Origin of the sequence: Acidovorax sp. A1169, assembly GCF_030704685.1 — a bacterium.
Classification (GTDB): domain Bacteria; phylum Pseudomonadota; class Gammaproteobacteria; order Burkholderiales; family Burkholderiaceae_C; genus Acidovorax.
Genome location: NZ_JAUZDX010000009.1, coordinates 209,042 through 223,545, shown reverse-complemented (window position 1 = coordinate 223,545; position 14,504 = coordinate 209,042). Strand labels below are relative to the sequence as shown.

Below are 14,504 nucleotides of genomic sequence, written 5' to 3'. Positions count from 1 at the left end.
TCGCCCAATGGTCGCGGTGGCCGCTGAAGACACATAGCCGCGCCGCAGGTGCTGCCATGACCGCAAGGCCTTTGCGATTTTCCGCAGAGCGTTCAGAGGGTTGTGGGCCGGTCGGCCAGCCTTCTAGCGACCCAGGCCAGCACCCAGCGTTTCAGCAGACTTGCCGCTGCCCGTCCACAAACACCAGCAGTTCTTGCTTGCCGAAGGCCGTCCACTCCTCATTGGTGGTGAGTGGTGCAGTCACGATCACGGCCACGCGGTCGGTGGCCGTGGTCTGGGTGGCGAAGTCGATGCGCACGTCCTCATCGGACAGTTGCGCCTCGCTGAACGGGTGTTTGCGCTCGATGTAGTACAGGCCCGTGGAGGCATGGGCCCACAGCGCCTGCCCATTGGAGAGCAGGAAGTTGAAGGTGCCGTGCGGTGCAATGCGTGCGGCCAGTTCCTTCAAGGTGATGGTCAGCTCGGCAATGCTGGGCACGCTGGCATGGGACTTGGCCAGCTCCTGCATGATCCAGCAGAACACATGTTCGCTGTCCGTATCCCCCACGGGGTGGAAATGCGCGTGCAGGCGGGGACGGAAGTCCTTCAAGTCGCCGTTGTGCGCAAACACCCAGTACCGCCCCCATAGTTCTCGCACGAAGGGGTGGCAGTTCTGCAGGCTCACCAGGCCCTGCGTGGCCTTGCGGATGTGCGCAATCACGTTGCGGCTCTTGATGGGGTAGCGGCGGATCAGCTCCGCCACGGGTGAATCCACCGCCGGCAGGTGGTCCACGAAGTGGCGCAGCCCCCGGTCCTCGAAAAAGGCGATGCCCCAGCCGTCGGCGTGGTCGGCCGTGTTGCCGCCACGCTGTGCGAATCCGGTGAAGCTGAAGGTCACGTCGGTCGGCGTGTTGCAGTTCATACCCAGCAGTTGGCACATGGTCGCGAGCAGTCCGGATCAGTCGGCCATCAGGCCTGGGGTGAAGAGGAGGGTGTATCGGCCGGCGCCGCAGGCGCTTCGCGCAGTTGCCAGGCGGCCACCAGGGCCAGCACGCACAGCGCGGTCAACATCAGAAAGGTTTCGCCAAAGGCATCGATGCGGGCTGCGTTGCTCGCGCCCGAGGTCAGCGATACACCATGCGCACCCAGGCGCCATTCGAGCACGATACCGCACAGGCTCACACCCGCAGCACCGCCGAGCATGCGCAGAAAGCCGATGGCGCTCGATCCCTGCGAGATCAGCGACTTGTCCAGCGGCCGCATGGCCCCGAGGTTCAGCGATGGCAGGATGAAACCGAGGCCAATGCGGCCCAGGATCGCAAAGGCCACCAGCATCCACAGCGCCGAGCCCAGGCCCACCAGCACCATGAGCCCGAAGGACAGGGCCAGCAGGGCCAGGCCGATGCTCACCAGCAGGTGCGTGGGCTGCCGGTCGGCCAGCCGGCCCACCATGGCAATGGTGATGGCCAGCACGAAGCCTGCGGGCAGCATGATGGTGCCCACGTGCGAGGCCGACAGCTGCATGCCGAGTTGCATGAACACGGGCAGCAGGTAGGTGGAGCCGAACAGCGCCGTGCCGTAGATGAAGGCCACGATACTGCCCATGGCGAATTGCCGGTACTGAAAGAGCCGCAGGTCCATCAGCGGCTTGCGGCCCTGCCGCAGTTGCCGGCGCTGCCAGCCGATGAACAGGCCTGTGGCCACCACGGCGCCCGCCAGCAGGAGGATGGCTTCGGTGACGGTGCCCCCATGCAGGGCCACCAGCCCATTGAGCAGGCACAGCGTGCCGGCGGTACCCAGCGCCAGGCCGCGCCAGTCGAGCGCCTCGCCATTGCGGTTGGCCGCCACGCCGCCCGGTGCCGTGACCGGTACGAACTTGTAGGCCAGCCAGATGGAGGCCAGGCACAGCGGCACCACCATGAAGAAGATGGAGCGCCAGCCGAACCAATCGACCAGCAGCCCGCCGATGCTGGGGCCGATCGCCGGCGCCAGCACCACACCCATGCCGAAGATGCCGCTCGCGCGGCCCTGTTCATGCGGTTGGAATGCGTACAGGATGATGACGGCAGGAATGGGTTGCACCACCCCGGCCGCAAGGCCCTCGGCCACACGCGCCACCAGCACCAGGCCAAAATCGCGCGCCAGGCCACCCCCGATGCCGCCCGCCAGCAACAGCAGCATGGCGCCCACGTAGGTGGCGCGGTAGCCGTAGCGCGACAGCAGCCACGGCGTGGTGAGCATGGACACCGTGGTGGCCACCATGAAGCCCGAGGTCACCCACTGGGCACGTTCCTGCCCCAGCGTGAAGTAATGGCTCATGTCCGGGATGGCCACGTTGACGATGGTCGAGGACATGATCGACGCCATCGTGCCGACCATGACCGACAGCAGCAGCAGCCAGCGGTAGCGCTCGCCATGGCGTTCGCGCAGTGCGGCGAGGGAGCTGGAGGACCGCTGTGCGCTCATGGGCGGGGGATCGTGGTCCCGGGGGATATCAGGTGCGCTCGGACCAGAGCTTGCCGCCGGTGGCCCAGTTCTCGCGCTTGATGTCGGTGATGAGGATGTCGACCGACTCGGGCGAGCCGCCGAGCACTTCGACGGACACGCGGGTGATTTCTTCCACGAGCTTCTTCTTTTGCTCGATGGTGCGGCCTTCCATCATCTCGACGTGGTAAGTGGGCATGCAGGACTCCTTGGGGTAATGGTCAGTGAACGAAAAGGAAAGAGGAAATCATATCGGGGCCGCCGGGTCCAACACGCCCAAAGCCGGTCGAGGCCGGGCGCACAGGGGGCAGATGCACACCTTGCCGCGGGCCGCCGCAGGAATTTCGGCCAGGGCCTCGGGCGCCACGGTGATGGCCATGCACCAGCAGGTTTCGGGTGGCTGCCCGGCCGCGATGGCGCACTGGTTCGCCTGCCCGCACAAAGGGCACTGCGAGGCGGTGGAAATCGGTGGGGGGGTCATCATGGGGTGGGTGCAGCAGGGCGCGCCACGCCTGGCGCGCTGCTTGGCTGGAGTGCCCGGCCCATTGTGCCGCCTCCCGGGCCCAAGGGCCAGGGTAAGGGCCTTTGTGTGGTCGGCGGTGCGGGCCATGCCGAAAAAAGGCACCCGAAGGTGCCGTTGGAGGAGGGATCCGGGGGACCCCTCTGTGCAGGGGGGGGCCGCAGGGCCCCGGTGGTCAGGCCGCCGCCTTGAGCTTCAGGCGCCAGGCGTGCAGCAGCGGCTCGGTGTAGCCGCTGGGCTGGGCCATGCCCTTGAAGACCAGGTCGCAGGCCGCCTGGTAGGCCATGCTGGTGCCGAAATGGCCGGCCATGGGCTGGTACAGCGGGTCGCCGGCGTTCTGGCCGTCCACCACGGCTGCCATGCGCTCGAAGGTCTCCTTCACCTGGGCTTCGGTCACCACGCCATGGCGCAGCCAGTTGGCCATATGCTGGCTGCTGATGCGCAGCGTCGCACGGTCTTCCATCAGGCCCACGTTGTGGATGTCGGGCACCTTGGAGCAGCCCACGCCCTGGTCCACCCAGCGCACCACATAGCCCAGGATGCCCTGGGCGTTGTTGTCCAGCTCCTGCTGCTTCTCGGCATCGGTCCAGTTGGGTGTGGCGGTCACGGGCACGGTGAGCAGGCCCGTCAGCAGGTTGTCGCGCTCGCTGTTCACATCGGTTTTTTCCAGGCCGATCTGGATCTCGGCCACGTTGACCTGGTGGTAGTGCAGTGCGTGCAGCGTGGCGCCCGTGGGGCTGGGCACCCAGGCGGTGTTGGCGCCGGCCTTGGGGTGGGCGATCTTCTGTTTCAGCATCTCGGCCATCAGGTCGGGCATGGCCCACATGCCCTTGCCGATCTGCGCCTTGCCGCGCAGGCCGCAGGACAGGCCCACCAGCACGTTGTTCTTTTCGTACGACTGGATCCAGGCGCTGGTCTTCATGTCGCCCTTGCGGATCATGGGGCCGGCCAGCATGGCGGTGTGCATCTCGTCGCCCGTGCGGTCCAGGAAGCCGGTGTTGATGAAGGCCACGCGGCTGGCGGCGGCGGCGATGCAGGCCTTGAGGTTCACGCTGGTGCGGCGCTCTTCGTCCATGATGCCCAGCTTCACGGTGTTGGTGGGCAGGCCCAGCAACTGCTCCACGCGGCCGAACAGGTCGCTGGCAAAGCCCACTTCGGCGGGGCCGTGCATCTTGGGCTTGACGATGTAGACACTGCCCTTGCGCGAGTTGCGGATGCCGTTGGCGCCATGGCCCTGCAGGTCGTGCAGCGCGATGGTGGTCGTGACCACGGCGTCCATGATGCCTTCGGGGATCTCGCGCTCCTTGCCCTGGGCGTCGGTGTACAGGATGGCCGGGTTGGTCATCAGGTGGCCCACATTGCGCAGGAACATCAGCGAACGGCCGTGCAGGCGCACCGCACCGGCCGCGCCGGAGGGGGCGGTGTACACCCGGTCGGGATTGAGCCCGCGCGTGATCGTCTTGCCGCCCTTGACGACCTGCTCGGTCAGCGTGGCCTGGATGATGCCCAGCCAGTTGCTGTAGCCCAGCACCTTGTCTTCGGCGTCCACCGCGGCCACGGAATCTTCGAGGTCGAGAATCGTGGAGAGCGCCGCTTCCAGCACCAGGTCACTCACGCCGGCCGCATCGCTCTGGCCGATGGGGGTGTTGCGGTTGATCTGGAGATCGAGGTGCAGGCCGTTGTGCTGCAGCAGCACCGAAGACGGGCTGGCGGCATCACCCTGGTAGCCCTTGAACTGGGAAGTATCCTTCAAGCCCGAGGTGCTGCCGTTGGCAAGCGCCACCACCAACTGGCCACCTTCCACGCGGTAGCCGGTCGAATCCTTGTGCGAGCCGCTGGCCAGGGGGGCCGTGTCGTCCAGTACCTGGCGCGCGAAGGCGATCACCTTGGCGCCGCGCACGGGGTTGTAGCCCTTGCCCTTGTCCGCACCATCGGTCTCGGGGATGGCATCGGTGCCATACAGCGCATCGTACAGGCTGCCCCAGCGCGCATTGGCCGCGTTCAGCGCATAGCGGGCGTTCAGGATGGGCACCACCAGCTGCGGGCCGGCCTGGGTGGCCAGTTCGTCGTCCACGTTGGTGGTGGTGGCCTGCACGTCGGCAGGCTGGGGCACCAGGTAGCCGATCTTTTCGAGGAAGCTGCGGTAGGCCACCATGTCCGTGATGGGGCCGGGGTTGGCCTGGTGCCAGGTGTCGAGCTCGGTCTGCAGGCGGTCGCGCTCGGCCAGCAGGGCGATGTTGCGCGGTGCCAGGTCGGCGACGATGCCGTCAAAGCCCTTCCAGAAGGCGGCGCTGTCCACGCCGGTGCCGGGCAGCACCTTGTCTTCGACGAAGCGGAACAAGGACGTGGCCACTTGCAGGCCGTGGATGGAGGTGCGGTCGGTCATGGGAGTGCCTCAGGCGTTGGATATGAACAAATGCGGAGCCCGCCACTGCAGGCCATGGACAGACTGTATTGCAAATGTTTGTCGGTATAAATATGCTCAAAAGCTGTAAACCAATGACTTTTACGCACAAGTGAGGGTGCGGCGGGCGCGCTCCGTCCCCATAATCAGCCCCATGGACAAGCTCAAGGCCTTCGAATCCTTCGTCTCGGTTGCCACACGTGGCAGCCTCACCGCCGCCGCCAAGGCCGAGGGCGTGGCGCCCGCCATCATGGGCCGCCGGCTCGATGCGCTCGAAGAGCACCTGGGCGTGAAGCTGCTGGTGCGCACCACGCGGCGCATCAGCTTGACGCACGAGGGCAGCGCCTTTTTGGAAGACTGCCAGCGCCTGCTGTCCGACGTGGCCAACGCCGAGGCCAGCGTGTCCGAAGGCGGCGTGAAGGCCACAGGGCACCTGCGCATCACGGCGCCAGCAGGCTTTGGCCGGCGCCATGTAGCGCCGCTCGTGCCGCGCTTTCGTAGCGAACACCCGGACGTGACGATTTCACTCAACCTCAGTGACCGGGTGGTCGACCTCGCCGGTGAAGGCTTCGACTGTGCCGTGCGCGTGGGCGATCTGCCCGATTCGTCCCTGGTCAGCGTGCGCATTGCCGACAACCGGCGCCTGTGCGTGGCCACGCCCGGTTACCTGAAAAGCCACCCGACCCCGCGCCACCCGGGCGAACTGCCCTCGCACAACTGCCTCACCCTGTCGAGCGAAGCCTCGCAGACGCGCGGCTGGGCCTTTCGCATGCCGGTGGACGGCGGCGGCACCGAGGTGGTTCACCTCAAGCCCGGCGGGCCGCTCGACTGCTCCGACGGGCAGGTGCTGCACGACTGGTGCCTGGCCGGCTACGGCATCGCCTGGCGCAGCACCTGGGAGGTGGAGGCCGAGATCGCAGCCGGCCGCCTGGTGGAGGTGCTGGAAGAGTTTGCCGCCCCGCCCAACGGCATCTACGTGGTGTTTCCCCAGCGCAAGCACATGCCGCTGCGTGTGCGGCTGTGGATCGACTTCCTCAAGCACCATTACGCGCAGCCTGCCTTCTGGCGGGGCATACCGGCCCATTGATCGGGCCCGTGGCAGACTGCAGATTCCATGTCCGAGCCCACGCTCCTGGTCGCTGACGACCACCCCTTGTTCCGCGCTGCCGTTCTGCATGTGCTGCACGAGCGCCTGCCCCAGTTCCGCACGCTGGAGGCCGCCAGTGCGGCCACGCTGGGCGCGGCGCTGCAGGAGCATCCCGAGGTGGAGCTGGTGCTGCTGGACCTGAGCATGCCGGGCGCGCGCGGCTTCTCGGCCCTGCTGCATGTGCGTGGTGAGTACCCGGAGCTGCCCGTGGTGATCATCTCGTCCAATGACCACCCGCGCGTCATCCGCCGCGCCCAGCAGTTCGGCGCGGTGGGCTTCATCCCCAAGTCCGCGCCCGCCGAAGCCATGGGCGAGGCCATCGAGGCGGTGCTGGCCGGCGACAGCTGGTTCCCGCCCATGGCGGCCGAGCGCTCCGAGGCCGACGCCGAGCTGGCCGCACGCCTGGCGCAGCTCACCCCCCAGCAGTTCCGCGTGCTGCTGTGCCTGGCCGACGGCCTGCTCAACAAGCAGATTGCGGGTGAGCTGGGCCTGGCCGAGAACACCGTCAAGGTGCATGTCACCGCCATCCTGAAAAAGCTGGCCTGCCACAGCCGCACCCAGGCCGCCGTGCTGGTCAAGAGCCTGGAGCCCGAGGACGCTGCGTCGGCCTGAGCCTGCGGTCCTCTATCTCTCCCGCAGACGCAGCAGGGTCTGGCTCATCAGGGCCCGCAGCGCAGGCGCGCGCACCGGCTTGGCAAGGAAGCCCCAGCCGCGTTCGGCGGCCTGGCGGCGCAGCGTGGCGTCGCGCTCGGCGGTCACCAGGATCACGGCAGGCGCCTGACCCCAGCGCTGACACAGCTCGGCATAGACGTCAGGGCCGTGGTGGTCGCCCTCCAGGTGCACATCCAGCAGCACCAACTGTGGGGCCTGGCCAGGCTGCGCATGGCCGAGCGCCGCAGTAGCGCCGCCGGCCAGCGGCACACGGCAACCCCAGCGCTCCAGCAGGGCCTGGGTGGCGGCGCAAGTCGGGCCATCGTCCTCGATCACCCAGGCACTGCTGCCGTGCAGCGGAGTGTCCTCGGGCGCTTGCTGTGCGGTGGCGGGTGGGGCAGTCTGCTGCTGCAGGGCGACCGGATCGCCCAGCGGCACCAGCACCCAGAACACGCTGCCGCGCCCCAGTTGCGAGCGCAGCCCGATGGGGTGGCCCAGCAGGCGGCCCAGGCGCTCCACGATGGCCAGGCCCAGGCCGGCACCCCGGTCGTCGGCACGGCCCTCGTCCAGACGGCGGAACTCCTCGAAGATCTCGCGCTGCAGCGCCTTGGGAATGCCTGGCCCCTGGTCATGTACTTCGATGCGCAGGTGGCCGTTGCCCACGCGCCGGCAGCCCACCACGATGCGCCCGCGCCGGCTGTAGCGGATGGCGTTGGAGACGAAGTTCTGCAGGATGCGGCGCAGCAGGTTTTCGTCGGTGCGTACCACCTGGCGCGTGGCCACACACGAGAGCTTCAGGCCCTGGTTCTCGGCCAGCACGCCGAAATTGTGGGCCAGCACCTGCAGCAGCGGGCCCAGGGCCACGTCGTGGATACGCACGTCGAGCTGGCCGGACTCCATGCGCGAGATATCGAGCAGGCTGTTGAGGATGGCGTCCTGCGCGGCCAGGGCCCCGTCGATGCTGTCGGCCGCATGCCGGCTGGCATCGTCGTGCAGGTGGCTGCGCAACAGCGAGCTGAACATGCGCGCAGCGTTCAGCGGCTGCAGCAGGTCGTGCACGGCCGCCGCGACGAAGCGGGTCTTGTAGCGGTTGGCCTGCTCGGCCTCGCGCCGGGCGGCGTCCAGGTCGCGCGTGCGGTCGGCCACGCGCTGCTCCAGCGCATCGGCCAGCGAACGCAGCTCGCGCGCGGCATTCTTGTAGCTGGTGATGTCGGCGTAGCTGGTCACGAACCCGCCCTCGGGCAGGGGGGTGCCGCGGATCTCCAGCACCGTGCCGTCGTCCTTGGCGCTTTCGTGCAGGTGGGGCAGGCCGCTGCGCAGGTGCGACAGGCGCCGCTCGATGGAGTCCTGAACCGGGCCGGGCCCCAGCAGGCCGCGGCGTGCGTTGTGGCGCAGCAGGCCCTCGATGGGCTGGCCCACCTGCATCAGGTCGGAGGGGTAGCGGAACAGCTGCACATAGCGCGAGTTCCAGGCCACGAGGCGCAGGTCGGCGTCGATGATGACCACGCCCTGCGGCAGGTGTTCCAGGCTGCGTGACAGTCCCGTATCCGTCTGTTGCGCGGCCTGCTGCGCCGCCTGCACGATGCCGTCCTGAGCGGTGCGCAGTTCCTGGGCGTGCTGCTGCAGCACGGTCTCCAGCTCCTGGCGGCTGCGCTGGCGCAGGTGGGCCAGGCGCTGGCGCTGGCGCACGAACAGCACCAGCAGGGCCAGTGCCAGCCAGCCGCCCCCGCCCGCCGCAGCAGCCCAGCGGCTGTCCGCCAAGCTGCTGTGGGTTGCATGTACCAGGTGCAGTTGCCAGGGCGTGCCGGGCAAGGGCTGGGTCTGCCACAAGAGGCGGCCGGGCACGTCCTGCAGGTCGGGGGTGAGCACGCGCACCAGGCGGCCGCCGTTGTCCATGTGGTCGTCCACCCGGTAGTCCAGCGGGCGCAGGGGTTGGTCCGAATACTGACGCGTGGCGGCAAGCTCCCTGCGCTCTGCCTCCGTCAACGGTTCCAGCAGCCGGTAGCGCCAGGCATCCTGGCTGGCGAGAAAAACCACGCCGTGCGCGTCGGACGCCAGCACGATGTCCTCCGTCTGCAGCCATTCGCGCTCCAGCTCCTGCAGTGCGATCTTGATCACCACCAGGCCGAGCGGCTCGCCCTGGTCATCGCGGATGGCCTGCGACAGGAAGTAGCCAGGCTCTCCCGTCGTCACCCCGATGCCATAGAAGCTGCCGCTGCCTTGGGTCAGAGCCTGCTGCACGTAGGGGCGAAAGCTGTAGTCCACGCCCACGTTGCTGGTGGCGCTGCGCCAGTTGCTGGCTGCCACGGCCAGGCCCTCGCGGTTGATCAGGGTCAGGGTGGACGATTGGCTGGCGCCGTTGGCCCGCTCCAGCTTGAGGTTGAGCTGCTCCACCTGCGCCGGGCTGCGCGGGCGGCTCAGCGCGTCGTACAGCTGCGCGTCCAGTGCCAGCACCTCGGGCAGGGTGCGGTAGCGGTCGATGCGCTGGGCCAGCGTCTGCCCATACAGGGCCAGCTGGCGCTGCACCCTGTCGCTCTCGTCGTACAGCGAATGCCGCCAGGCCGATTGCCCGGCCACGAACATGCAGCCGGCCATGCCCGAGAGCAGGATCAGCACAGTCCAGAACTTGCGGCGGTGGGACGGGGTCATGGCGGGTGAGGTGAGTGGAGGGCGCCTGCAAGCGCGCGCTTGGTGCAAATCTGGTGCGCATGGGAGTGTGCCGCACCTTTCTGGGGTGCTAGGTGTTTTCCCTAGGTTCTGCCGACCCGCCTCCTATGGGGGTGCCAGCGACTACTACCAATTAGCTATCTGCTGAAACGGAGTGCAGGGGTACAAACGGCACCCTTGAAGCACCCCGGTGGTGCAGTTTTCGTGACTTCTGGAGTCCCCCATGCACGCCATTCCTGCCAAGGCCGCCCAACCGGTGCACCTGCCGTTTTACCGCCAACTGTACTTCCAGGTGGTGCTCGCCATCGTCCTGGGCGTGCTGCTGGGCCATTTCGAGCCGGCGTACGGCGAGGCCCTCAAGCCGTTGGGCGATGCCTTCATCAAGCTGGTGAAGATGATCATCGCCCCGGTGATCTTCCTGACCATCGTCACCGGCATCGCGGGCATGTCGCAGCTCAGCTCCGTGGGTCGGGTGTTCGGCAAGGCCATGGCGTACTTCTTGTTCTTCTCCACGCTGGCACTGGTCATCGGCATGATCGTGGCCAATGTGGTGCAGCCCGGTGCGGGCATGAACATCAACCCGGCCGACCTGGACCAGACGGCCGTGAAGACCTACGTCGCCAAGTCGCACGAGATGACGCTCACCGGCTTTGCCATGGACATCATCCCCAAGACGCTGGTCAGCCCCTTTGTGGGCGACAACATCCTGCAGGTGCTGCTGGTGGCCGTGCTGTTCGGCATTGCGCTGGCCATGGTGGGTGAGGCCGGCCGGCCCGTGCAGAACTTTCTCGAAGCCCTGACGACCCCTGTCTTCAAGGTGGTGGGCCTGGTGATGAAGGCCGCGCCCCTGGGGGCGTTCGGTGCCATGGCCTTCACCATCGGCAAGTTCGGCCTGGGCTCGCTGGTCAACCTGGCCTGGCTGGTGGGCGCCTTCTACATCACCTCGCTGCTGTTCGTGCTGGTGGTGCTGGGCTTCGTGGCGCGCCTGTGCGGCTTCTCGGTGCTCAAGCTGTGCCGCTACCTCAAGGCCGAGCTGATGCTGGTACTGGGCACCTCGTCCTCCGAATCGGCCTTGCCCTCGCTGATGGAAAAGATGGAGAAGGCCGGCTGCAGCAAGTCGGTGGTCGGCCTGGTGGTGCCCACAGGCTACTCCTTCAACCTGGACGGCACCAACATCTACATGACCCTGGCCGCGCTGTTCATCGCCCAGGCCACCAACACCGAACTGACGCTGGGCCACCAGATCGCCCTGCTGCTGGTCGCCATGCTGAGTTCCAAGGGCGCAGCAGGCGTGACCGGCGCAGGCTTCATCACCCTGGCCGCCACCCTGGCCGTGGTGCCCGAAGTGCCCGTGGCCGGCATGGCCCTGATCCTGGGCGTGGACCGCTTCATGAGCGAGTGCCGCTCGCTGACCAACTTCATCGGCAATGCCGTCGCCACCGTGGTGGTCTCCCGCTGGGAAAACGCGCTCGACTACGACCGCCTGAATGCCGCGCTGGACGGCCATCCGCTGCCGGAGGCTGCCGCTCCCGTATCGGCACCCGTGGTGCCGGCCGGTGTGGCCGCCGTGGCGCGTACGGCCGCCTGATCGCTGGCAGTCCCCGTTGCGGGGCCATGGTTTCACAAGAAGGGGCGTGCCTGCATGGGCATGCCCCTTTTTCGCATGCAACTGTCGGCCCAGGGACGGGTCAGGAAGGGCGCCTACCTCTGCCGGGCCGTTCCTCGCGCACAATCGCCGCGAACTGCCCAAAAAAAGGATCCGCGATGACCCTCGAAGCCGTATTGGCCGCCCTGCACATGGTGGCCATCCTGACCCTAGTGGTCTTCCTGTCGAGCCAGGCCGCGCTGTGCCGCATCGAATGGCTCAACGCCGCGGTGGTGGAGCGCCTGGCGCGGCTCGACGCCATCTACGCCGCTGCGGCCATGGCGCTGGTGGCCACGGGGCTGGCGCGGGTGTTCTTCGGGGTCAAGGGCATGTCCTGGTATGTGTCGCAGCCCATGTTCCACTTCAAGATCACGCTGGTGGTGGCGATTGCCATCCTGTCCATTTTCCCGACCATCGCCTTCCGGCGCTGGCTGCGCAAGCTGCGCGCCGATGGCACCCTGCCGGACGCGCGCGAAGTCGCCAGGGTGCGCCGCCTGGTGATGCTGCAGGCCCATGCGATCCCGGTGGTGGCCGTGATCGCGGTGTTCTGGGCCCGCGGCTGGTAAGCCCATGAAAGATGGCCCCCACGCTCCGCCGCTGCGTGGGTCACTGCCCCCCGAGGGGGTGATTTATCTTGGGGCGGCCCGGCGATGAAAAAAACCCGCCGGGCACAGGTGCCGGGCGGGTGGGTGGCAAGAGCCAGCGCGGTGGCTGGCTCAGCAGATCACTTCTTAAGGCACTCGCTCATGAAGGCCTTGCGCTCGTCGCCCTTCTTGCCGGTGGCATCGGCGTTGCAGGTCTTCATCTTGTCCTGCTGGGTGGCAGGCTTGTTGGACAGGCAGGTCTTCATGAACGCCTTGCGCTCGTCGCCCTTCTTGTCGGCCGCCTCGGTATTGCAGGTGGCCATCTTGGTCTGTTGCTTGGTCGGGGCTGCCGCAGAGGCTGCAGGTGCGGCTGGGGTGGCCGCTGTCGCCGGTGCAGCCACCTTGGCGGGCGCCGCAGGGGCATCGGCAGCATGTGCTGCGCCCAACAAAAGAACCAGGCTCAGGGCCGCGAGGGAGAGAAGCTTTTTCATATAGTGCTCCGGTGGTAAGGGCATCCAACGCAATCCGCATCGGATTGCCCGATTACAACGTACGGGCATCGGGCCGCGCTGACATGCCTGCCCGGCGGCAAGAATTCTTTACGATCTGTTGCTCCGCTGCACAGGCCTGGGCAGGCATTTGGTGGCGCGGGCAACACACCTTCCCAAGGCGGTGACCGGGCCGCCCCGTAAAATCCCCCGATGCTCTCTGTCAAACACGATCTGCTGGCCGCGCTCGCGGCCGAGCTGGACACCCTTTCCCCTGGCGCGGGCGCCAAGGCGGCGTTCGAATCCCCCAAGGTGGCTGCGCATGGCGATTTCGCCTGCACGGCGGCCATGCAATTGGCCAAGCCGCTCAAGCTCAATCCGCGCGCCCTGGGCGAGCAGCTCAAGGCCGCGCTGGAGGCCACGCCCGCCTTCAAGCGTTGGGTCGATGCCATCGAGATCGCGGGCCCGGGCTTCCTGAACATTCGCTTGAAGCCCGCTGCCAAGCAGGAGGTAGTGCGCGAGGTGCTGTCTGCCGGCGAGCGCTTCGGCTACCAGGCCGACCGGGGTGCCAAGGTGCTGGTCGAGTTCGTCTCGGCCAACCCCACCGGCCCGCTGCACGTGGGCCATGGCCGCCAGGCCGCCCTGGGCGATGCCATCTGCAACCTGTTCGCCACCCAGGGATGGGGCGTGCACCGCGAGTTCTATTACAACGATGCGGGCGTGCAGATCCAGACGCTCACGAACAGCACCCAGCTGCGCGCCAAGGGCTTCAAGCCCGGCGACGAGTGCTGGCCCACCGATTCCGAGAACCCGGCCAGCAAGGCCTTCTACAACGGCGACTACATTCAGGACATTGCCAACGATTTCCTGGCGAAGAAGACCGTCAAGGCCGATGACCGCGAGTACACCGCCAGCGGCGACGTCGACGACGTGGAATCGATCCGCCAGTTCGCCGTGGCCTACCTGCGCAACGAGCAGGACAAGGACCTGCAGGCCTTCAACCTGAAGTTCGACGAGTACTACCTCGAGTCGAGCCTGTACACCAGCGGCCGCGTCGAGGCCACGGTGGGCAAGCTGGTGGCCAACGGCAAGACCTACGAGCAGGACGGCGCCCTGTGGCTCAAGAGCACGGACTACGGCGACGACAAGGACCGCGTGATGCGCAAGCAGGACGGTACCTTCACCTATTTCGTACCCGACGTGGCCTACCACATCGCCAAGTGGGAGCGCGGCTACACCAAGGTCGTGAACATCCAGGGCACCGACCACCACGGCACCATCGCGCGCGTGCGCGCCGGCCTGCAGGCGGCCGAAGTGGGCATTCCACAGGGCTACCCCGACTACGTGCTGCACACCATGGTGCGCGTGGTCAAGGGTGGTGAAGAGGTCAAGATCAGCAAGCGCGCGGGCAGCTACGTCACCTTGCGCGACCTGATCGAATGGACCAGCAAGGACGCGGTGCGCTTCTTCCTGCTCAGCCGCAAACCCGACACCGAGTACACCTTCGACGTGGACCTGGCCGTTGCGCAGAACAACGACAATCCGGTGTACTACGTGCAGTACGCGCATGCGCGCATCTGCTCGGTGCTGCGCAGTTGGGCCGAGCAGGGCGGTGGCGACATGGCTTCGCTCCAGGGCGTGGACCTGTCCCCGCTCGAAGGCCCGCAGGCCCAGGCGCTGATGCTGCAGCTGGCCAAGTACCCCGAGATGCTCACCGCCGCTGCCGATGGCGAGGCCCCGCACGACGTCACCTTCTACCTGCGCGACCTGGCCGCCAGCTACCACAGCTATTACGATGCCGAGCGCATCCTGGTGGATGACGAGGCCGTCAAGCGCGCGCGCCTGGCCCTCGTCGCCGCCACCGCGCAGGTATTGCACAATGGCCTGGCTGTGCTGGGCGTATCGGCTCCGGCCAGAATGTAAGCAACCACTACC

The 14,504-nt window shown here is 67.2% G+C and carries 12 protein-coding genes; 5 read left to right on the top strand and 7 right to left on the bottom strand.

What is annotated here, in order from left to right; genetic code table 11:
- Positions 1–151: 151 nt before the first annotated feature.
- From QYL93_RS16930 to QYL93_RS16910, 5 genes are all read right to left on the bottom strand, one after another.
- Complete coding sequence (locus QYL93_RS16930) at positions 152–919, bottom strand: class II glutamine amidotransferase (RefSeq protein ID WP_305744710.1); 768 nt, start codon at positions 917–919, stop codon at positions 152–154.
- Positions 920–948: 29 nt separating this feature from the next.
- Positions 949–2,445: an MFS transporter gene (locus QYL93_RS16925; RefSeq protein WP_305744709.1), complete on the bottom strand. Its 1,497-nt coding sequence runs from the start codon at positions 2,443–2,445 to the stop codon at positions 949–951.
- A 28-nt stretch (positions 2,446–2,473) separates the two neighbouring features.
- Positions 2,474–2,662: a 4-oxalocrotonate tautomerase gene (locus tag QYL93_RS16920; protein ID WP_057203875.1), complete on the bottom strand. Its 189-nt coding sequence runs from the start codon at positions 2,660–2,662 to the stop codon at positions 2,474–2,476.
- Between the two features lie 48 nt (positions 2,663–2,710).
- A complete protein-coding gene (locus QYL93_RS16915; RefSeq protein WP_305744708.1) occupies positions 2,711–2,947 on the bottom strand; it encodes a cysteine-rich CWC family protein in 237 nt (78 codons plus the stop codon).
- A 211-nt stretch (positions 2,948–3,158) separates the two neighbouring features.
- Positions 3,159–5,369, bottom strand: coding sequence for a malate synthase G (locus tag QYL93_RS16910; protein ID WP_305744707.1), 2,211 nt, complete (start codon positions 5,367–5,369; stop codon positions 3,159–3,161).
- Positions 5,370–5,541: 172 nt separating this feature from the next.
- Between QYL93_RS16910 and QYL93_RS16905 the strand changes: the two genes are divergently transcribed.
- Both QYL93_RS16905 and QYL93_RS16900 read left to right on the top strand, forming a co-directional pair.
- The gene (locus tag QYL93_RS16905; RefSeq protein WP_305744706.1) at positions 5,542–6,474 is read left to right on the top strand and encodes a LysR family transcriptional regulator; all 933 of its coding nucleotides are present in this window, start codon (positions 5,542–5,544) and stop codon (positions 6,472–6,474) included.
- 27 nt (positions 6,475–6,501) lie between these two features.
- Positions 6,502–7,146 (top strand): response regulator transcription factor, encoded by a 645-nt coding sequence (locus tag QYL93_RS16900; RefSeq protein ID WP_305744705.1) that lies wholly within the window; start codon positions 6,502–6,504, stop codon positions 7,144–7,146.
- A 12-nt stretch (positions 7,147–7,158) separates the two neighbouring features.
- Here QYL93_RS16900 and QYL93_RS16895 read toward each other — a convergent pair whose 3' ends face one another.
- Complete coding sequence (locus tag QYL93_RS16895; protein WP_305744704.1) at positions 7,159–9,834, bottom strand: PAS-domain containing protein; 2,676 nt, start codon at positions 9,832–9,834, stop codon at positions 7,159–7,161.
- A 241-nt stretch (positions 9,835–10,075) separates the two neighbouring features.
- Here QYL93_RS16895 and QYL93_RS16890 point away from each other — a divergent pair, with 241 nt between their 5' ends.
- Together QYL93_RS16890 and QYL93_RS16885 are read left to right on the top strand one after the other, a co-directional pair.
- Positions 10,076–11,440, top strand: a complete 1,365-nt coding sequence (locus QYL93_RS16890; protein ID WP_305744703.1) for a dicarboxylate/amino acid:cation symporter — start codon at positions 10,076–10,078, stop codon at positions 11,438–11,440.
- Between the two features lie 176 nt (positions 11,441–11,616).
- Positions 11,617–12,063 (top strand): DUF2214 family protein, encoded by a 447-nt coding sequence (locus QYL93_RS16885; RefSeq protein WP_305744702.1) that lies wholly within the window; start codon positions 11,617–11,619, stop codon positions 12,061–12,063.
- A 158-nt stretch (positions 12,064–12,221) separates the two neighbouring features.
- Here the strand turns inward: QYL93_RS16885 and QYL93_RS16880 are convergent, their stop codons facing one another.
- Positions 12,222–12,572, bottom strand: a complete 351-nt coding sequence (locus QYL93_RS16880) for a PsiF family protein (RefSeq protein ID WP_305744701.1) — start codon at positions 12,570–12,572, stop codon at positions 12,222–12,224.
- Between the two features lie 210 nt (positions 12,573–12,782).
- Here QYL93_RS16880 and argS point away from each other — a divergent pair, with 210 nt between their 5' ends.
- Positions 12,783–14,492, top strand: coding sequence for an arginine--tRNA ligase (argS, locus tag QYL93_RS16875; RefSeq protein ID WP_305744700.1), 1,710 nt, complete (start codon positions 12,783–12,785; stop codon positions 14,490–14,492).
- Positions 14,493–14,504: the final 12 nt, after the last annotated feature.